Source organism: Sphingomonas lacunae, assembly GCF_012979535.1.
Taxonomy (GTDB): Bacteria; Pseudomonadota; Alphaproteobacteria; order Sphingomonadales; family Sphingomonadaceae; genus Sphingopyxis; species Sphingopyxis lacunae.
In genome coordinates, this window is sequence record NZ_CP053015.1 from 1,233,934 (window position 1) to 1,251,953 (window position 18,020).

Below are 18,020 nucleotides of genomic sequence, written 5' to 3' on the forward strand. Positions count from 1 at the left end.
TCACTGTCTCCTGATGAAACAAAGAAAACACACTTAAACATATGTTCACCTAGTTCCGGCAATCAGGCACTATGTTGCCTCCGTTCCGACCGTCTAAATCGCAGCAGCCTTCCAATTCGGCAGGTCCTGAGGCCTATGCGCGCGGGGAGGTCGGCCGCGGATTGCTCGGGGGCGAGTTTAGACTGGATTACCAGCCCAAATTGCATGCCCGCCGTGGCGTTATCGATAGTGTGGAAGCACTGGTTCGTTGGGACCACCCGCGCCTAGGGATGATGCTTCCTGACCGATTTATCGAGCAATGCGAATCGTCGGGTACCATCAACCAACTGACACTTTGGACCATTGAGCGTGCCATTGAGGATCAGCTCGAAATGCGGCGCCAGGGCATCTCACTCAGGGTGTTTGTCAATCTTTCCGCTCAGTTGTTGACTGAAGAGCGAACAGTTGCCGCTTTGTGCTCGCTGGCAATGGGGCCAGGAGTGGACATTGGCATCGAAGTAACGGAAAGTTCGGTCATAGCCGATCCCGAGATTGCCTTTGCCAACATCCGACGGTTGCGCGAAGCTGGCCTGTGCATTGCAATTGATGATTACGGAGCCGGCCTGTCATCGCTCACCTATCTCAAACGGATCGAGGCTGATGAACTCAAGATAGACAAGAGCTTCGTGACCTCCCTTGGGACTAGTCACCGTGACCCCTTGATCGTCCGATCAACAATCGACCTCGCTCACGCACTAGGTATGTCCGTTACCGCAGAAGGTGTCGAGACGCCTGCCGCACATGCGCTGCTCACTGTCATGGGTTGCGACATGATGCAGGGCTATTTGATTGGTCGCCCAATGGCACCGCAAGCTCTCATTCGCTATTTGGCCACGTTCAACCCTGCTTCCATTGCTGTCCCACCTGATAGCAGAGCTCTACGCGACAGTAAAATTTGGAAGCGTGCATGACACGCAGAGATTTCTGGCGCGGGTGTCTGTTTTTTTTGCTGACATTTGCTGCGTTGCCGTCGTCAGCTGAGGGCATTGGCCGAGACTATTTGACTGAAATGTCTTTGCCATTGGCAACTAATCCTGAAATTGCAGATTCTCACAGTCGGGAGCGGATCAGGAGTTTAACCGGGGATTACCGAGCCGCTAATGGTGACGCATTGGCTGAAGCGTTGTGGGTCAATGCCAATGCCAAGTTTCGCTTGGGACAAACCGATGAAGCTCGGGAATTGCTGGCAAGGGTTGAGCGGATGGCGCGGAGCGAGGGCGCTTCAAGCCGAATGCTTGCTTACGTTCAATTGCTGCGCGGAGCGATGGACCGATCCGCAGGTAACCTAGGTTCCGCGCTTCAATTTTATAGGCAAGCTCAGCAGCGATTCATCGCCCTTTCAGATGATCGAGGGCATGCCTTGGCTTTACAGTCGTTGGGCGAGTTATATGCTGCGGTGGGCGACAGCGAGAACGCCATAAATTACCTGAAGATGGCTCAAGAGACTTATGAGGGCGATCCCGCGTTTCTGATGAGTCTTTATAACAATCAGGGCGTGGCCTACCAAAATGGGGAGAGGCACGTAGAGGCTATCTCAAGTTTTCTGAAAGCGATTGAGTCTGCCGAGGAAATTGGGTCGCCGAGCGTAATAACACGTATCAGGCTGAACATCACTATGTCAGCCCTATGGTCTGGTCAACTCAATCTTGCACGCGCAACTTTAGATGATATCGGGCGGCCTGCCGCATACTCAAATGTAGCGCAGCGATCCGACATTTTCGCTTTCCAGGCATTTCTGGCTCTAAAAGAGGGCCGGCTGCGGCAAGCTCGAGAGTTAATTGATCAGGCACTATCGGGCATTGACAGCGGCACAACCACATCGAGCTTTGGCAAAGTCCACGTTATCGCTCACGAAATTTATGCGCGGATAGGCGACAGTCGCCGCGCGCTTGAACAGTTGGAAGCGGTTCGTCGCTTGGACCAAAGTGACGCTCAGATTACGGCGTCGAACCGCGCTGCGGTTATCGCAGCGCAGTTCCAATTTGCCGCCCAAGATGCGCGCATTGCTCGACTGAAGGCTCAGCAGCGCCAAAAGGCAATCGAGTATCAGCGCAACGTGGCTCTCGTTTCAGTGTTCGGGAGCCTTGTGGCCCTGTCATTGTTGTTTGCCTTGCTCATTTTGGCGATTCGCAGCCGCAACCGGGCGCGCCGCGACCGAGCGGACCTGGCTGTAGCGAACGGTCACCTGCAACGGGCCCTTGCTGCCAAGGCTGAATTCCTCGCTTCCACCAGTCACGAACTTCGCACGCCGCTCAACGGGATTTTGGGCATGACCCAGATCATGCTGGCCGACTCAAACTTGTCGGATCGGCTGCGCAATCAGGTCGACCTGGTGCATGATGCTGGCACTACGATGCGCACGTTGGTCGATGACATTCTGGATGTTGCCAAGATCGAGCATGGCAGTTTCATCATCACGCCGCGACCAACGGACGTGGTGTCGCTAGCAGCGCGAGTCATCCGGTTGTTCGAGGCGCAATCGCTGGAACGAGGGATTGTCCTGCACCTTGATGCTGACACTATGCCTGAAGGCCGACTGTTGGTTGATCCTGATCGGATGACGCAGATATTGTTCAACCTTGTGGGCAACGCCCTGAAGTTCACGCACGAGGGGTCCGTGCGTGTCGAGTTGTCGCGCATTGAGGATGATGGCGGGCAGCGGTTGCTGTTGAGTGTTGTCGACCAAGGGGTCGGGATTGCGCCCGAATGGCATGAGGCGATTTTCGACATGTTCCGTCAGGTTGATGGGACGCGGACGCGCCAGTTTGGAGGCACCGGCTTGGGCCTGGCGATTTGCCGGCAACTGGCGCGGGCGATGGACGGGGACATCGGCGTCGAGAGCGTTGTTGGCGAGGGGTCGCGCTTCACTGTGTCGCTGCCGTGGCAGGAAGTAGAGGCCGAGGTAGAGCCACTATTCGTACCCGGGCTGGGGGGTGAGTCGAGCGGGGAATTGGTACGCGATGAGGACATTATCGTCGTCGCGCCGGACCCGCTGCGGGCTGCGTTGCTGGCGGCAATGGTGCGCCATGCCGGCCTCACAGCAGTGATCATTGACGCGCCGGAACAAATCGCCATGCTGGCGAGTGATCCGGGCAAACTATGCCTTGTGGATGTCCGGGCCATGGCCAAGTTGGTCGAAGCGTGTAACCAAAGCGGGACCAACCCGTTGGCGCGCATGATAATTGCTGGTCAAGGGGACGAGGTCGTGCCTGAACAGATCGCTGCACAGTCGGTGCAGGTGGAATTCGCCCGCAATTCGGTCGCCGCCGCGATCCGCGCTGCCGCCGCCGAGCGCGAAACCAATGGTCAGGGTAATTGCAGCTTGCATCAAGGCCTTACAAGGGCCAACGCGGATGCTGGGGCCAATCGGAACAAGCGTCGGTCACGCGCCATGAGCGGGATGTAATGCGAATTTTGTTCATAGAAGATGACGCGATGAACCGTCGTGTTGTCCGCGACATGCTGCACGTTGCCGGCCTGCCACTGGCCGAGGCGGATGGCGGTCGCGCCGGCATAGCCCGGTTGGAACGCGAAGAGTTCGACATTGTCCTGCTCGACCTGCGCATGCCGGAAATGGACGGATTTGATGTGATCCGTGCCCTGCGGGGACGCAGCGATCATCTGCGTAACATTCCCATCATCGTGGTGACCGCCGATGCCTCACCGGGCCTTGAGGAGGAATGCCTCGAAACAGGGGCTGATGCGGTCCTGTTCAAGCCGATTGCCATGCAATCGCTGTTTGACAGCATTGCCGCCCTGTTCGTTGATCGCAGCGATCCCGACCAGCCGCTGGCTTGATCGACGACCTTGTCGTCCAGCTGATAGTGCGCCGGAAGCGGCCCCTACTCCACCGGATCGAGCGGTCTTGGCCGCTTGTTGTCATCAAGGGCGACAAAGGTGAAGACGCCGCTCGTCACCGGCACATCGACTTCTCCCCGATTGCGGGTGGCCACTACATCGATGCGGATGGCGAGCGATGTGCGCCCGCGCCGTTCGACCGAGGCATAGACCGAGATCAGGTCCTGAAGCAGGATTGGCGCGATAAAGGCCATCGATTCAATGGCAACGGTCGCGCAGGGACCATTGGCAATGCGCGAGGCGACAATACCACCGGCAATATCCATTTGGGACAGCACCCATCCGCCAAAGATATGGCCGTTATTGTTGATGTCCCCCGGCCGGGGCACGACCCTGAGTATGGGGTCCCGCCCGTCATGGACGAGGTTGGGCACGGCCGGTGCCGGCGGGTTGCCGCTCATGGTTTGTTGCGTTCCTCTTCCAGCCGGTCCTCGATCGCCTCGTCATGACCGGTACCGGAGGAGAGGAAGACAAGGCCCATCAGTGCCGCACCCAGCATGACCGAAAGGAACACGCCGCCCGCCGCCGCGATATAGAGGTGCACGCTGGCGTCGGGGTTCCGCATGTGGAGGATGATGATGGCGATAACCGTGGCAACGGATGCGGCACTGGCCATCCACCACATCAGCCGCCGATAGCGTCGCCAAGCATAGCCGGAGACATCCGGATCATCGAGATTCGAGGGCAGGGTCATGCCTGTCCTCATAGGCCCGGAGCGGGCGAAGGAGCAAGCGCCCTGCCTTCGTTTGCGCCCGGCAACAGGGGATTTTGCCATGTCCGCGCATCATGTTAGCCTGTCAGTGGCAAGGCGACAGCATTGCCGCCCGCAAAAGGCTCCAGCGCAGCAGGGAGACAGGCACAATGACGATACGGGCGATTTTGGCGGGCCGGAACGGCCCCGTTCACACGGCAGAGGGCAGCGAATCGGTGACAGCGGTGGTGTGTCGCCTGACCGAACAGCGAATCGGCGCGGTGCCGGTGATGGACGGTGAGCGGGTGATCGGCATTTTTTCCGAACGTGATGTTATCCACTGCCTCAACGCGCATGGCGGCGATGCCCTCGGCCTGCTGGTCCGCGATGTCATGACAGCGCCGGCTATCACCATCGACGCGGACACGCCGATCCTCGGCGCCCTGTCGCTGATGACCCGCCGGCGTATCCGCCACCTGCCGGTGGTCGCGGGCGACGCGCTGGTCGGGTTCATCTCAATCGGGGATCTGGTGAAATACCGGATCGAATCAATCGAGGCCGAAGCCGCGGCGATGCGGGATTATATTGCGGGGAGTTAGCGCCCGTCCTTTTGTTGAGCGATCGTTGGTCCCGCAACCCTGTGGGGGATATGGCATAGCGTTACCGGCAGCCCGGCCAGTTTCCGGTCTACTCTCTATCAGCGTCGATTCTGCCGTTGCCAGGCGCGGATGCGTGTTGCGATATTGGCCCTGATGCTGGCGTAGAACAGACCAATCTCATGATAGTGCAAAACGCCGCCGCCGAGCGCGTCGAGCCCCAGTGAAGGGTCACGGTCAACAAGCAGAAAGCCGCTGTCGCAGCGCGCGCCGGCCAAACCACGGCGAAGCGGCTGCATAGCCCCTTCGCCCGGTGCTCCGGGCACCGATCCCGGATTGGCGGAGGGCGCCACGGCGACAGTGTCCCGCCGCCAGCTGAGCGGATTGACGCACAGCGGCGTCCGTCCTTCGTCCGTGCCGTAACGAGCAGCATAGCGAGCCCCGGAAAAGCGATGGAACACTGTCAGGTCAGCGTCCGCTGTCATGGCATTCCATGCCAGCACGCAGCCGGTTTGCGCAGGTGCGCTGCAGGGTAGCAGGTGCGGATAGGTTCGCCCGAAATCGCCCTCCGTCAGGTCCAACCCGATGACATAGGCAGCGACCATGCGGTGCGCGGCCGGCTGGCCGTCGATGCGGTCGATCAGCAACCTGCGGGCCATTTCCGCCCCCTGGCTATGGCCGGCGATGATGAAGGGCCGGCCATGATTGTCGTTCGCCATATAATGGTCAAAGGCGCGCAGCACATCCGAATAGGCCAGCGCATAGGCGCGACCACCATCACCGGTCATCATCCGGTCGGCTGTCGCAAGGAAGGAGGCCTGACGGTAACGCGGGGCAAAGATGCGGCAACAGCCGTTGAATACACCGGCCTGCCGGGCGATGACACTGGCGTCGGTCCAGCGATTGACCCCGACATCGGCGATATCCTGATTCCAGCGATCAGGGCTGCGGAATGTCGTCGGGTGGATGTAGAAGACATCGGCATCGGGACGGCGCGCGGGGCGACTGGCGTTGACCGGGCGCGAAACACTGGCTCCTGGCGCTCCGGGTCGCGCCGCCCAACTGGTCGGCACGGCATAATCAGGGGCAGGGGGCGCAGGCTGGTCAGCAAAAGCCGGTGGCGATGGTAGAGGGGCGTTCTGGGCTGACAAGGGTGCCGCGCCCAGCAACAGGGCGAAGGCGGCAAGGCGAAGTGTCGTCACGGGCATGGCGGGCTCCCCAGCGCGGGCAGGTTCATCCCGCCTTCAGCCATGCAAACAGAATTGGCGGACGGCCTGCAACCGCCATGTCATACTATCCGCTGGGTGGACGGGCGGCCCTGACCATTGGCGAACAGGGCTTTGTCGGTAACAATGGCATCATGACGCATATCGCAGATCGAAGGACCATAGTTCTTGGCAGCCTGTCGCTTGCCGGCATCTCGCTTGTCACGGCCCGGGCCGGACGGGCCTCGCAGGTCGCGACAGGGCAGGGACAGGCATCAACCGGTTTGACCAGTGAACTGGTGCTGGCCGACGGCCGTCCTGTCACCATCTGGTCGTGGCTTCCCACGCATCGGCGTCCCCGCGCGACCATCCTCTTTTCCCATGGTGCCGCATCGGCACCGTGGAAATATGAGCATTTGATCCAGCATTGGGTTGCTGCCGGCTATATGGTCCACGCGCCATTGCACGTTGATTCAACCGACCACCCCGAGCGTGACCGCTTTTCGCCCGCCGCAAGTTGGCCAGCGAGGATTGCCGACATGCGGGCGCTGGCCGAGCACCATGGGCGAGAGCGCTATGTTGCCGCCGGACACAGCTATGGCGGGTTGATGGCGCTGGCGCTGGGCGGGGCCGCGCCAACAGTGCCACCCGGCATTGCAACGCCCTTGCGTGATCCACGGGTGCAGGCCGTTGTCGCCTTCTCTCCGCCCGCACCCATCCCCGGCTTTGTCGATGCCGCGGCCTTTGCGCCGCTGGCGGTGCCCGCCCTGATCCAGACCGGTACCGACGACATGCCACCGGGAACCAGCGACTGGCGCGGCCATCTCGTCGCATGGGAAGCCCCTGCCGCAGGTGGCAACCGCTATGCCCTCGTGCTCGACGGGGTTGATCATTATTTCAAGGGGGCCATCTGCCGCCCGGAATTGCCCGGTCCGCCGCAACTGGCCGAACTGGCGCAGGCTGCCGCAATTTCCATTGAACTGATCGAGGGCTTTGCCCGCAACCGCCGCCGGGCCCGCCGTGCGCTTGATGCACGGATGAGCGCCAGCGGACCGGTGCAATTGCTGCGCCGCTGAGCGCGGTCAGTTGACCGCGATCTCGGCGATTGTTTCGCGATACTTGTCCTCGCTGTCGGCGGCAGCCGCTTCGGATGCCTCTTTGCGAGCCAGATAGAAGAGCCTTTCGAGGAAATCCTGGCGCCACGCCTCGCGCGCTTCTAGCGCTGCTGGATCAAGCACAAGTGCATCAATGCCAGGCGCGAGATCGATGCCATGGGCTTTTGCCACCCGCTCGCCCGCATCAATGCGGTCGTGCAGGACGTTAATCTCATTGGCGAGAACCATGACCATGGACATCAACTGGTCTATCCCGTCATTCGGAAAGAATTGCGGGCGCTTGCCCTTGGCGTCCTTGATGACGTGCGGACGATCCTGTGCCGGGTTCATCATGCAGCCTCCGCCTGGGCGACCGGCTTTTGCGCGATCAGTACTTCCCAACCACCGCCAGGGGCGAATTCGCCCGCGGTGAACTCACGGTCGGCCACGGCTTCGGTCGTTGCCGCATCATAGCCATCTCCGCCATTGCCGGCGAATTCCATCACCGCCATTGGCGCGGTATCAAACCGGATGCTGTCGTGCCGGAATCCCGCCTTTTTGGCCATGGCGATCTGGTCCATGTCCCGCATCGCGCCCCAAAAGGGTTCGTTATTGTACCAGGTCTCATTGTCGAGAATGAACTGGGTGAACGGATCCATCAGGTCAAATGGCGGCAGGTCGGCGTGGATCATCAATCCGCCGGGCGCGAGCAGGCGGGACGATTCCTCGAACACGCGCGGCATCGCCTTGCCGCTGGTTTCGTGCAGCAGGATGTGGCTGACAACCAGATCGAAATAGCCATCCTCGAAACGCGTTTCCTCGGCGTTCATCTGGGCAAAGTTGACTTCGCGATCAAGCGCAACGGCCCGGGCGTGGGCATAGCGGACCACCGGCGCGCCTACATCGATGCCCCATACTTCGGCATCCGGGAAATATTCCTTGTAGGGCAGGGTCGAATGGCCGACCGTGCACCCCATGTCGAGAATGCGGCGCGGCTTGAAATCGGGCATGTTGCGCCGAAGGTAATTGCACACTGAACGGCCCATGTCGTCATTATGAGGACCGCCATAACCCATGGCATAGAGGTGGACACCCCGGTCATAGAGGATACCGGCAGCGACGTCGTCCTTCGTCACCTCGCTGCAATAGCCACCGGGCATGCAGTGGATGTCGATAGCGGAAACATAACGCGGCGGGACAAAGCCCTCCGGAATATCGAGCTTCGCGGGCGTGCTCGCGGACAGCGCCTTTGCCCGTTCGATCAATTCGGGCAGCTCGCGCTCGACGCTGATGTTGGTGGTTTCCCAGATCAGCTCCTGCGCGATCCTGTTGATCGCGGCATAGAGCTGGAAATAGCTGTCCTTGACCATGCCGTGGCGGATGTCACTGCGATCCTGCGGCGCACGGCCGTGTTCGCGTTCAAAGGCGCGGGCAACGCGCTGGCGATACACGGGTTGCAGGCCCGGCAGCAACCGCTGCTGGATGAATCCTTTGAGGCTTTTGGCAAACTCCTGCCGCGACGCTTCATCATGCGTCAGGGTCGGCAGCATGTCGTGGTGGCCTTGCTGAAACGTATTGAGCATAGTGTCAGTCTCCGAGTGGGGGGAACTCGACCTAAATGATATAGGCGGCAGGCCGCACTGCACAACCGGCGGGGGCGCTATCCAAAAGGCGGATAGTCAGTCCAAGGCCGCTACGCCTTGACCTGCGGTCGGTCATCCTCAAGTCAACCGGGTCTTGCACATGGCCATCCATGTGATTTGTCCCGCCTGAGGAGACCAAAATGGACGATTCGAAATCCGGCCTGTCGCGGCGCGAAAGCCTCGGACTTGGTGCCAGCGTCTTGGCCACAGCCGCCACCAGCGGGCTTTTTGCGACGGAGGCGGGCGCCACATCTCGCCGACACTCGTCCAGCCGCGGAATCGATTTTGTCAGCCGCATCGACTTTGCCAATCCGCAATGGAACCGCGACACCTATGCCCGTATCGATGGGGAGCTTGACGTAACCAAGCAGAAAGTCAGCCGCATAACCGGCAAGGTCTATGGCGTCCGGGACAATGAAAAAGTCCGCCCGCTGTTCAAGATGGACGGTTTTTCCGTGGTGCGCACCTTGCGCCTGCCGGATGGCAATTGGCGCCGGGTCCTCAAGGAAGTCGTCTTCTATCGCGATCTCGCCACGGGCCGGATCATGGAAAGCTGGCGCAACCCCTACACCGACGAGGATGTGCGGGTGGTGCCAATCGCCAATGATCCGTTCAACTATGACATTCGCGACACCAAGCCGCAGCCGCCCAGCTACGGCGGGTTGAACCGTGACACGCGCCCGCCGGAGCCGTTCCTGCTCGACTGGAGCGAGGGACCGGACGGCACATTGATCCTCGAGACCGGCATCGACCTCTTCTACCCGGCCGCCCTGCAGCCCAGCCAGTGGCCCCGCGAATCTGCCGGCACGTTCAACCGGGTTTCCGAACATTTCCTGTTCTTCGTCAAACGGGCAGACATTGAGAACCGCCGTCTCACCGCATTGCCGGTGACCGGCAGCTGGTCGCGCATCACGCCATGGCTGCCATGGATGCTGATGGGCCAGGCCCCGGGGTTCATCAACTATTTCGCCAGCTTTGCCACCATGACCAATGGTATCGCCGACTTGCCTGACGATCTGGTTGCTGCGGCACGCGCCATCAATCCCGGCTACCTCGAAGCGCCGACCGAGGATTATGGCCCTTCGCTTTCCAGTCTTGAACATTATGCGCGTGAACAACGACCGGCCCCTGTTCCGGCGGGCTGGTCACCCCCGCAGCCCCCACCTCCGCCGCAGTTGCCACCCATGCCGCCGCGGGGTGGATGACCGTGACGGGCGAGACACTGGTGGCTGCTGTCAAGCCGCAGGGGCGCGGGCAGGGCCACCGGCTCGCCTATGTCGGCTATGGCGTCGGGCAGATCGCGGGGCAGGTGTTCCGCGATGTGCCGTCGCTGCTGCTTCTCTTCTTTTTGTCAACGGTGGTGGGCATTGATGTCGGCATCGCCGGCGCAGCCATCTTTGTCCCCAAATTTGTCTTTGGCATTGGCAGTGACATGGTTGTCGGCATCCTTTCGGATCGCTGGAAGGCGCGGATCGCCCGCCGCTGGTGGTTGCTCATCGGGGCTGTGCTGGCCCCGTTGGCAATGATCCTGCTCTTTCACGTGCCCGAGGGCAGTGACGCGCTGCGCATCAGCTATGTTGTCGTCGCGTTCAGTCTCTACATGGGCGTTTTCGCCAGCTTTTCCGTGCCCTATCTGGCCATGGCCGGGGAAATGGCGTCCACATCAACCGACAGAACCCTGTTGATGGCCTGGCGACTGGTCTTTACCGCCATCGGCGTGCTGGTCGCCGGCGCACTGGCACCGACACTGGTCGAACGCTTTGGCGGCGGTCAGGAAGGCTATGAAAGCATGGCGATAGTGCTGGCCGTGCTCTGTCCCATCTCGCTGCTGATCGCCTTTTTCAGTACCGCCCGGATGTCCGAAGCGCCGGTCGCTGAGACACTCAATGTCCGCATCGCCGGCATGACCGTCCGGCAAGTCGCGGCGGTGCTTTGGCGGCCCCGTTTCAGGACATTGTTCACCGCCAATCTGCTGCAACTGATCGGCAGTGGCATGGGGTATGCCGCGCTGATGTACTTCCTCAGCTACAATATGGGTCGGACCGATGCCCTCACTGTTGTCGGGCTCATCGTGCTCGCCGCATGCGCTGGCATCATCGTCGCCCAGCCAATGTGGGTTTGGGTGGCCGGACGTTTTGGCAAGGTCCAGGGCTATGTTGCCGGTTCGATCATTTATTCGCTGAGCTATCTGGTATGGATGGTCAGCGCGGATGCCGGTGTCGGCTTTGCGGTCTTTTTGTCCTTTGCTGCGGCGATTGGCAATTCAGGCTGGGCCATGACCAGCTTTTCGATGCTTGCCGACATTTCGGGGGAGGATGAAAGCAATGCAGGTCTTTATTCGGCTGCTTGGGTAGCGGCCGACAAGATAGCCTTTGCGCTTGGCGGAACGTTGCTGATTGGCCTCACCCTCTCGGCCTTTGGTTTTGATACACAGGCCGCCATGAGCGGCGCACCGCAAAGCGAGACGGCCTTGCTGGGTGTCGCCATTGCCTTTGGCCTGATCCCGCCGCTGCTTAATCTCAGTGGAGCCCTGCTGCTCGGGCTGTGGAGCCGGCGTAATCCGGCATGACGGCAAAGGCTGTGGCTGACATATCCAACCGGCGGCATTAATGTCCACCAGTCGGATAATCTGCCAGCTTTCCTACAGGCGGCATCAGTCTGCGACATAGTCCGTCGGCAGGCCATGGTGCGATTCATCCGCAAAAGCGGAGTTTTTTGCCGTCAGGGGAGTATCAGGCGATGAAGGGTGTGCCGATCCAGTCATTCAGTCGGGCCATTTCCGCGCTAAAGGCGATCAACCGTCATGGGTCGATGACGATGATGGAGATCAGCCGCGCGGCTGGCGTTCCCTATCCCACCGCCCACCGCATTGTGCAGACGTTGATGTATGAAGGGCTGGTTGAGCAGGAACCTGCCCGCAAGCGATACCGGCCGACAGCGCTCGTTCAATCGCTTTCAAGCGGTTATCAGCAGGACGGCATGCTGGTCGAAATCGCCCGGCCCGAGATTGTCGCCCTGACCAAGAAGGTCGGCTGGCCGGTTTCCATCGCCATCCGGGTCGGAAAGAACATGATGCTGCGGGACAGCACCCATGCCAACACCTCACTTACTTTCTCACAATATTATCCCGGCTTCACACTGCCACTGCTCGACAGTGCCTCTGGCAAGCTGTCTATGGCCTATGCCGATGATGATGAACGCGAACAGATTTTGAAATGGATGCGTGCCGATCAGGACATTGATCCGGACTATCTTGCAGAAGCCGAGATGGCGCTGAACCCGGAAGGAATTCGGGCCAAAGGCTATGCCGTGCAAGGCCGCAACTATTTCAATCACACGCCGGGCAAAACATCATCGATCGCCGTTCCGATTTTCAACAAGGGGCGGTTCGAGGCGGCAATGACACTCGTCTATTTCGTCTCGGCCATGTCGCTCAACAAGGCACTCGAAACGTATCTGCCTGAAATGTTGGCGACAGCGCAAAACATCACCGCCGGCCTGGCCCGGCACAAGCCGGACGCCAATCTCTCTGCGGCCTGATGGCCGGTTTGATGACTGGGCTGTCCGGTGGCGCCACGGCCTACAAGCGTGCGGTCACCGCCTTGGTCTCCAGATAGTTGGACAGACCTTCGGTACCGAATTCGCGACCCCAGCCGGATTGGCCATACCCGCCGAATGGTACATTGCTTCCCACGGCGCCATGGCAGTTGATCGACACATGGCCTGAGCGGATGCGTGATACCAGCCGGTGGGCGGTCGACAGATCCTGTGTCCAGACACTGCCTGACAGGCCATAGGGCGAATCGTTGGCAAGGCGAGCGATGGTATCGACATCGTCGCTGTCAAACTTCATCACCGCCATGACCGGGCCGAAAATCTCGTCTCGGACAATCGCCATGTCGGGCGTGCAATCGGCAAAGATGGTGGGTTCGACAAAGGTTCCTGGCCGGTCGAGCCGCTGTCCCCCGGTGACCAGCCGCGCACCTTCGGACAGGCCGCGCTCAATGTAGCCCATCACTTTGCCACAGTGGATTTCGGAAACCATCGGGCCGATCATGCTGGCCGGGTCGAGACCATGACCGACGGTCAGCATCTTGGAAAAGGCTGCCAGTCCTTCGACCAGCTGGTCATGGATCGCGGCATGGGCAAAGATGCGCGTCCCCGCCATGCAATTCTGGCCGCCGAGGAAATAGGTCGCCATGCCGACACCGGGAATGGCCAGGTCCATGTCGACATCGGGCATGACGACGACCGGCGATTTGCCGCCTAGTTCGAGTGTCACTTTCTTGAGATTGCCCAGTGCGGCCTGGACAATGGCTCGACCGGTTGCGGTCGAGCCGGTGAAGGCGATCTTGTCCACATTGGGATGAGCCGCCAGGCGCGCCCCCACCTTACTGCCCAGACCATTGACGATGTTGACAACCCCGTCTGGCAAGCCGGCCTCGCAGACCAGCCGGCCCAGCAGCAGGGCGGTCAATGGCGTTTCTTCCGAAGGCTTCATCACCACGGTGCAGCCCGCTGCAAGCGCCGGTGCCAGCTTGAGAATGGCCATGGACATTGGCACGTTCCAGGGGATTATCTGGGCGGCCACGCCTACCGGCTCTCGCACCGTATAGGTCAGGGCTTCGGCCTGGTCGGCAACCCACGTCGGCGGTGCAAGCGTCGACCCCTCGATCTGCCAGGCAAGGCCGGCATAATAATCGAGCATCTCGACGCAATTACTGACCGTCAGCCTGGCGATCATCTGGGGCATGCCATTGTCGATGATCTCAAGCTGGGTGAACAGTTCCGCATTGCTCTCGATCAGGGCGGCAAGCCGACGCAAGGCTGCTGCCCTGACCTTGGGCGAGGTGCGACCCCAGCCGCCTTCAAAAGCATTGCGCGCCGCCGCTACCGCGCGATCAGCATCCGCTGCACCACCCACGGCAAAGCGTGCCACTGTCAGCCCGGTAGCAGGATCGCGGCTCTCCAGTGTCTCACCCTCGGTACCGTCAGACCATTGGCCATTGATCAGCAGTTGGTGCCGCTCGCCGAGAAAGGCCCGGGTTTCGTCGAGGATCGGGTGACCGTCAAACGGCTTGCCATCGGGGTGCATCAATCGATCCTCTTCTCAAACCGGAACGGTGCAGCAATCATATTCAAACAGCCCCAGAGTCTCCTCATTGCGCAGTTTGCTGAGTCCGAACAGGTCGGTGTCTTCCCCCTGCATCCGGTCGGCATTGGCGTTTGATTCAAGCTGGATGAAACTGGTCCGTTCGTGCCGGGCGCCGACATAGCGGGTGAGGCCGGTGGCAATGCTGTCGCTGTCGGCAAGCGCACGGGCCAGCACCACAGCATCCTCTATGGCACAGGCCGCCCCCTGACCGAGGAACGGGGTCATGCCATGCGCGGCATCGCCGAGCAGTGTGACACAATCGTCGATCACCCAGCGGTCGAGCGGGGTGCGGGCGTTGATAGCCCATTTGAAATGCGGAACAGCTTCCGCAGCGGCGATCATTGCCATGCAGTCGGGCGACCAGCCGGCGTAGGTGGTGGCAAGGTCCCCCGGCGCGCAAGGGATGGTCCAGCCATCCTCTTCCCACCCTGACTGGCGGGCAAAGAACACCAGGTTGAGCATCGACCCGCCGCGCACCGGATAGCGGGTGATCATCCGTCCCGGCCCTATGTGGATGCCCGGATAATCGGTCACCTCCCGTAGTGCGTCATCCACCTTTACTGTCGCACGCCAGGCGACATGGCCGGTAAAGTGCGGAGGCTTCGTCTCAAACCGCTGGCGGATGACGGATTTGACCCCGTCGGAGCCGACCAGCAGATCAGCTTCGACACGTTCACCATTGGCAAGGATCGCGGTCGCCCTCTCGCTACCAACCACCGCCGCGCCGGGGCGCAGGGTCACACCGGCATCGCGCGCGGCATCGACAAGGATGGCGTGCAGGTCGGCGCGATGGATGTAGACATAGGGAGCACCATATTGCTCCCGCGCATTGGCGCGTTCCATGGTGAACAGCGCACGATCATCCTGCCAGTGCTGGATGCGCTGACGATGAGGCTCGACCCCGGCGCTGGCCACCCGCTCCATCACGCCAATGAAGTCCATGCCGCGCATCGCATTGGGCGCCAGCGTCACGCCTGCCCCCACCTCGCCAAACTCCGGCGCGGCTTCGAGCAGCGTGACGGCATAGCCGGCCTGCGCCAGTGCCGTGGCCGCCGTGGTGCCGCCGATGCCGCCTCCGGCGATGGTAATGCGCTGCCCGCTCATGCGAGTTGCCCTGGAATATGACTCTCATGATTGGCGAGATACCAGTCGGCAATCTCCTCCCGCGTCGCCCACCACACGCCGGGCAGCGACTGGGCATGTTCGATGAACTCGCGGATGGCGCGGATCCGGTGTGCCCGGCCCGAGACGTGCGGGTGCAGGCCGATGTTCATGATCCGGCCGGTCGTGGCCCCTTCTTCATACAGGACGTCCAGTTCCTCGATCAGCGCCTGAGCGAACTGGTCGGTTGTGTAATTTTTGCGGGTGATGAAGGTGAAATCATTGATCTCGTTGGAATAGGGCACAGAGACAATCGGCCCGCTCGGTGTCTTGAGCAGATAGGGCTGATCGTCATTCATGATGTCGCAGTAAAAGGTGCAGCCTTGCTCGGCGAGAATGTCCGCGGTTTGCATTGTCCCGCGCAGGGATGAGGACAGCCAGCCTTTGGACTTGCGCCCGGTGTGTTTCTCAAACTCGGCGAGCGAGGCGAGGATGATCTCCCGCTCGCGCGCCGGGTCATGGGCGAAATTTGTCAGCAACTCGCCCTGTTCCCAATTGTGGGTGAGCAATTCCCAACCGCGCTCCAGCACCGCATCGGTCATCGCCTTGCGCCGCTGGAAAGTGACGGCATTGGTGGTGCAGCTGGCCTTCGCGCCCAGCGTGTCGAACAATTCGAACAGGCGCCAGATGCCGACACGCTGGCCATATTCGCGCCATGTGAAGTTGGGGAAATCGGCGACATTGCCGGGCAAGACGTCCGGCAGGATGGCCGGGCCGCCGGCATAATAGGGCTTGTCGGTGTCCTTGGTCAGGTCCCAGGTTTCGAGGTTGAAGGTGATGAGCAGCGCCACCCGCGCGCCACCGGGCCATTTTAGCGGCTGGCGCTGTGGCAGCGGGATATAGTCATACTCCATCGTCGGGCCTCGTCAGTCTGGGCAAAAGGGGAAAGGCGACATGGCGATCACAGGCCGAGCACGCCGGGGTTCATCAGGCCGCGCGGGTCGAGCTGCGCCTTGATCGCGCGGAGCAATGCCGCTTGGGCAGGATCGAGCCGGTCCCGATAGGGATAGGCGCGGCCGATCTGGAAATGTGCCGCGCCAAAGCGGCCGAACAGGTCGATCACAGCTGATTTGAACTGTTCGGCATAGGCGCGGTTGTCTGTCGATTCGGGATAGGCCGGCAATGCGGCCAGTGTCGCCTCGTCGAGCGTGGCCCGGTGATAGGGCGTGCGCGCATCTGGCCAATAAAGGGCAATCTCATAGAGGATGCCGGTCGAGCCGACGCTGCTGAACATGGTGCCGACAACCAGCCCATGCGCCTGCATTTCCGCCTGTCGATCGGCGAGAAACGCGGTGAAGGCTTCATGGAAGGGCAGCACCTGATCGTGTTGGAGTATGCCGTGGAAGGGCACCCAGCGCTCACCCTTTGGGCCCAATATGTTGGTCAACGGGGCAAAGGGCATGGCACGCACAAAGGCCGGGACGGTATTCGCAATCTCGATCCCGATGGGCCGGGCGATAGCGCGGAGCCGCCCTGCCTTGGCCTGGACTTCTTGGTCATCGACCCCTTCGACAATGAAATGGGCCATGTAATTGGCCGCCGTCAGCGCGCCTTCCCCGGCCACGGCCATGCTGGCAAGTTGCCGGAGTCCGGCGAAGAAGCCGGGAGCCGAGCGCATGATGTCGCGGGCGATGCCTACCCGTGCACCAATGCCCTGCTGCTTGCCGATCTGCCCTTGCGACAGCACCAGATCAACGCCGAAATGCTCATCATCCAGCTGTTCGAGCGAGGCATTGCTGACCATCGCGTGATAGCCGCCGAGCGTTTCAAAGGCGAAGGATAGCGCCTCGAAGGCGGGCTGCGCCTTGAGCAACGGCAGGATCAGAGCCGCCTTGAAACCCAGCGCACCGCAGTCGCCAGTGAACAGGCCGGTCATGTCCGGGCCAAAGCTGCGGGTCGCGCGCGATGGCGAGCTGTGCATCAATGTGCCGTCGGCCAGCACCACTTCAATATCAACAACCGAACCGGCCGATATGCCGTGGCGTCCACTGCCGTGACTGATCGTGTTCTGGCTGACGCTGCCGCCGATCGTGGCGGCAATGCCGGAAAAGGGGCCCCAAAAGGGCGTGCGCAGGCCGAACGGATCGAGCGCGGCCTTGAGCGCCGCCCAGGTCGTGCCTGCACCGACCCGGACGACCGCATTGGCGGCGTCCACCTCGACAAAATCGAGCGCGCCGAGATCGAACAGGACATGCCCGCCGCCGGGCAACAAATAGCCATCGGTATAGGAGGCGCCGCCGCCACGCGGCACCATCGCCACGCCAGCAGCGGTACAGGCGCGAACCGCGGCTTGCAGTGCAGGAATGTCCGCAGGGCGGACAACTGCAAGCGGCTCACCGCCCGAGGCATAGACATCGTGACTGGCGAGAAGCCGATCAGCTTCGCCATCTAGCAGCGCCCCGGCGCCGACTGCCGCGACCAGCGCATCGCGCAACCCCGCTGCAGCTGGCGCTTTGGTCACGGTTGTTGTCACCTTTGGGTCCCCTTGTCGGCCAAATCTGAACTGACCTTATGCTCACCACAGCGCTCCGGCAAACGGGACGGGGCAGGCGGAAACTATCCACCCTGCGGCTGGCTC

Annotated in this window: 17 protein-coding genes; 8 read left to right on the forward strand and 9 right to left on the reverse strand. The window is 61.3% G+C overall.

The window, feature by feature from the left end:
* The first annotated feature begins 71 nt into the window (after positions 1-71).
* The 3 genes from GV829_RS05880 to GV829_RS05890 are packed head-to-tail and all read left to right on the forward strand — an operon-like array spanning position 72 to position 3,837.
* Complete coding sequence (locus GV829_RS05880) at positions 72-950, forward strand: EAL domain-containing protein (protein WP_169944839.1); 879 nt, start codon at positions 72-74, stop codon at positions 948-950.
* Entirely contained in the window at positions 947-3,445 is a 2,499-nt protein-coding gene (locus GV829_RS05885; protein ID WP_169944841.1) for a tetratricopeptide repeat-containing sensor histidine kinase, read from the forward strand. Before GV829_RS05880 ends, GV829_RS05885 begins: the two co-directional genes overlap by 4 nt.
* Complete coding sequence (locus GV829_RS05890) at positions 3,445-3,837, forward strand: response regulator (RefSeq protein WP_169944843.1); 393 nt, start codon at positions 3,445-3,447, stop codon at positions 3,835-3,837. Before GV829_RS05885 ends, GV829_RS05890 begins: the two co-directional genes overlap by 1 nt.
* Positions 3,838-3,881: 44 nt before the next feature.
* Here the strand turns inward: GV829_RS05890 and GV829_RS05895 are convergent, their stop codons facing one another.
* Together GV829_RS05895 and GV829_RS05900 are read right to left on the reverse strand one after the other, a co-directional pair.
* Positions 3,882-4,298: an acyl-CoA thioesterase gene (locus GV829_RS05895; RefSeq protein WP_169944845.1), complete on the reverse strand. Its 417-nt coding sequence runs from the start codon at positions 4,296-4,298 to the stop codon at positions 3,882-3,884.
* A complete protein-coding gene (locus tag GV829_RS05900) occupies positions 4,295-4,591 on the reverse strand; it encodes a hypothetical protein (RefSeq protein ID WP_169944847.1) in 297 nt (98 codons plus the stop codon). Before GV829_RS05900 ends, GV829_RS05895 begins: the two co-directional genes overlap by 4 nt.
* A 167-nt stretch (positions 4,592-4,758) precedes the next feature.
* Here GV829_RS05900 and GV829_RS05905 point away from each other — a divergent pair, with 167 nt between their 5' ends.
* Positions 4,759-5,187: a CBS domain-containing protein gene (locus GV829_RS05905; protein WP_169944849.1), complete on the forward strand. Its 429-nt coding sequence runs from the start codon at positions 4,759-4,761 to the stop codon at positions 5,185-5,187.
* A gap of 98 nt (positions 5,188-5,285) precedes the next feature.
* On the opposite strand, the gene GV829_RS05910 is transcribed toward GV829_RS05905, so the two are convergent.
* Positions 5,286-6,392, reverse strand: a complete 1,107-nt coding sequence (locus tag GV829_RS05910) for a DUF3089 domain-containing protein (RefSeq protein ID WP_169944851.1) — start codon at positions 6,390-6,392, stop codon at positions 5,286-5,288.
* Between the two features lie 77 nt (positions 6,393-6,469).
* Between GV829_RS05910 and GV829_RS05915 the strand changes: the two genes are divergently transcribed.
* Positions 6,470-7,465 (forward strand): alpha/beta hydrolase family protein, encoded by a 996-nt coding sequence (locus tag GV829_RS05915; RefSeq protein WP_246203078.1) that lies wholly within the window; start codon positions 6,470-6,472, stop codon positions 7,463-7,465.
* Positions 7,466-7,471: 6 nt separating this feature from the next.
* Here the strand turns inward: GV829_RS05915 and GV829_RS05920 are convergent, their stop codons facing one another.
* Both GV829_RS05920 and GV829_RS05925 read right to left on the reverse strand, forming a co-directional pair.
* Positions 7,472-7,837, reverse strand: a complete 366-nt coding sequence (locus GV829_RS05920; protein ID WP_246203080.1) for a hypothetical protein — start codon at positions 7,835-7,837, stop codon at positions 7,472-7,474.
* The gene (locus tag GV829_RS05925; RefSeq protein ID WP_169944853.1) at positions 7,834-9,066 is read right to left on the reverse strand and encodes a class I SAM-dependent methyltransferase; all 1,233 of its coding nucleotides are present in this window, start codon (positions 9,064-9,066) and stop codon (positions 7,834-7,836) included. Before GV829_RS05925 ends, GV829_RS05920 begins: the two co-directional genes overlap by 4 nt.
* Positions 9,067-9,266: 200 nt before the next feature.
* On the opposite strand from GV829_RS05925, the gene GV829_RS05930 reads away from it, so the two are divergent.
* From GV829_RS05930 to GV829_RS05940, 3 genes are all read left to right on the forward strand, one after another.
* Entirely contained in the window at positions 9,267-10,331 is a 1,065-nt protein-coding gene (locus GV829_RS05930) for a DUF1838 family protein (protein WP_169944855.1), read from the forward strand.
* Complete coding sequence (locus GV829_RS05935) at positions 10,328-11,695, forward strand: MFS transporter (protein ID WP_169944858.1); 1,368 nt, start codon at positions 10,328-10,330, stop codon at positions 11,693-11,695. The genes GV829_RS05930 and GV829_RS05935 overlap by 4 nt, the downstream gene beginning before the upstream one ends.
* Before the next feature lie 170 nt (positions 11,696-11,865).
* Positions 11,866-12,666: an IclR family transcriptional regulator gene (locus GV829_RS05940; RefSeq protein ID WP_169944860.1), complete on the forward strand. Its 801-nt coding sequence runs from the start codon at positions 11,866-11,868 to the stop codon at positions 12,664-12,666.
* Between the two features lie 40 nt (positions 12,667-12,706).
* Here GV829_RS05940 and GV829_RS05945 read toward each other — a convergent pair whose 3' ends face one another.
* From GV829_RS05945 to GV829_RS05960, 4 genes are read right to left on the reverse strand one after another with little or no spacing between them, the layout of a single operon-like run.
* Positions 12,707-14,221 carry an aldehyde dehydrogenase family protein gene (locus GV829_RS05945; RefSeq protein ID WP_169948018.1) on the reverse strand — a complete coding sequence of 505 codons (1,515 nt, stop codon included), beginning with the start codon at positions 14,219-14,221 and terminating at the stop codon, positions 12,707-12,709.
* Between the two features lie 15 nt (positions 14,222-14,236).
* Entirely contained in the window at positions 14,237-15,385 is a 1,149-nt protein-coding gene (locus tag GV829_RS05950; protein WP_169944863.1) for an FAD-dependent monooxygenase, read from the reverse strand.
* A complete protein-coding gene (locus GV829_RS05955) occupies positions 15,382-16,296 on the reverse strand; it encodes a polysaccharide deacetylase family protein (protein WP_169944865.1) in 915 nt (304 codons plus the stop codon). The genes GV829_RS05950 and GV829_RS05955 overlap by 4 nt, the downstream gene beginning before the upstream one ends.
* A gap of 47 nt (positions 16,297-16,343) precedes the next feature.
* Complete coding sequence (locus tag GV829_RS05960; protein ID WP_169944867.1) at positions 16,344-17,903, reverse strand: FAD-binding oxidoreductase; 1,560 nt, start codon at positions 17,901-17,903, stop codon at positions 16,344-16,346.
* Positions 17,904-18,020 lie beyond the last annotated feature (117 nt).

Coding starts and splice junctions, on each gene's coding strand:
- GV829_RS05910 (WP_169944851.1), bottom strand. CDS start 6,392: ATGCCCGTGACGACACTTCGCCTTGCCGCCTTCGCCCTGTTGCTGGGC.
- GV829_RS05880 (WP_169944839.1), top strand. CDS start 72: ATGTTGCCTCCGTTCCGACCGTCTAAATCGCAGCAGCCTTCCAATTCG.
- GV829_RS05905 (WP_169944849.1), top strand. CDS start 4,759: ATGACGATACGGGCGATTTTGGCGGGCCGGAACGGCCCCGTTCACACG.
- GV829_RS05955 (WP_169944865.1), bottom strand. CDS start 16,296: ATGGAGTATGACTATATCCCGCTGCCACAGCGCCAGCCGCTAAAATGG.
- GV829_RS05940 (WP_169944860.1), top strand. CDS start 11,866: ATGAAGGGTGTGCCGATCCAGTCATTCAGTCGGGCCATTTCCGCGCTA.
- GV829_RS05935 (WP_169944858.1), top strand. CDS start 10,328: ATGACCGTGACGGGCGAGACACTGGTGGCTGCTGTCAAGCCGCAGGGG.
- GV829_RS05900 (WP_169944847.1), bottom strand. CDS start 4,591: ATGACCCTGCCCTCGAATCTCGATGATCCGGATGTCTCCGGCTATGCT.
- GV829_RS05925 (WP_169944853.1), bottom strand. CDS start 9,066: ATGCTCAATACGTTTCAGCAAGGCCACCACGACATGCTGCCGACCCTG.
- GV829_RS05950 (WP_169944863.1), bottom strand. CDS start 15,385: ATGAGCGGGCAGCGCATTACCATCGCCGGAGGCGGCATCGGCGGCACC.
- GV829_RS05895 (WP_169944845.1), bottom strand. CDS start 4,298: ATGAGCGGCAACCCGCCGGCACCGGCCGTGCCCAACCTCGTCCATGAC.
- GV829_RS05920 (WP_246203080.1), bottom strand. CDS start 7,837: ATGATGAACCCGGCACAGGATCGTCCGCACGTCATCAAGGACGCCAAG.
- GV829_RS05930 (WP_169944855.1), top strand. CDS start 9,267: ATGGACGATTCGAAATCCGGCCTGTCGCGGCGCGAAAGCCTCGGACTT.
- GV829_RS05945 (WP_169948018.1), bottom strand. CDS start 14,221: ATGCACCCCGATGGCAAGCCGTTTGACGGTCACCCGATCCTCGACGAA.
- GV829_RS05915 (WP_246203078.1), top strand. CDS start 6,470: ATGTCATACTATCCGCTGGGTGGACGGGCGGCCCTGACCATTGGCGAA.
- GV829_RS05885 (WP_169944841.1), top strand. CDS start 947: ATGACACGCAGAGATTTCTGGCGCGGGTGTCTGTTTTTTTTGCTGACA.
- GV829_RS05890 (WP_169944843.1), top strand. CDS start 3,445: ATGCGAATTTTGTTCATAGAAGATGACGCGATGAACCGTCGTGTTGTC.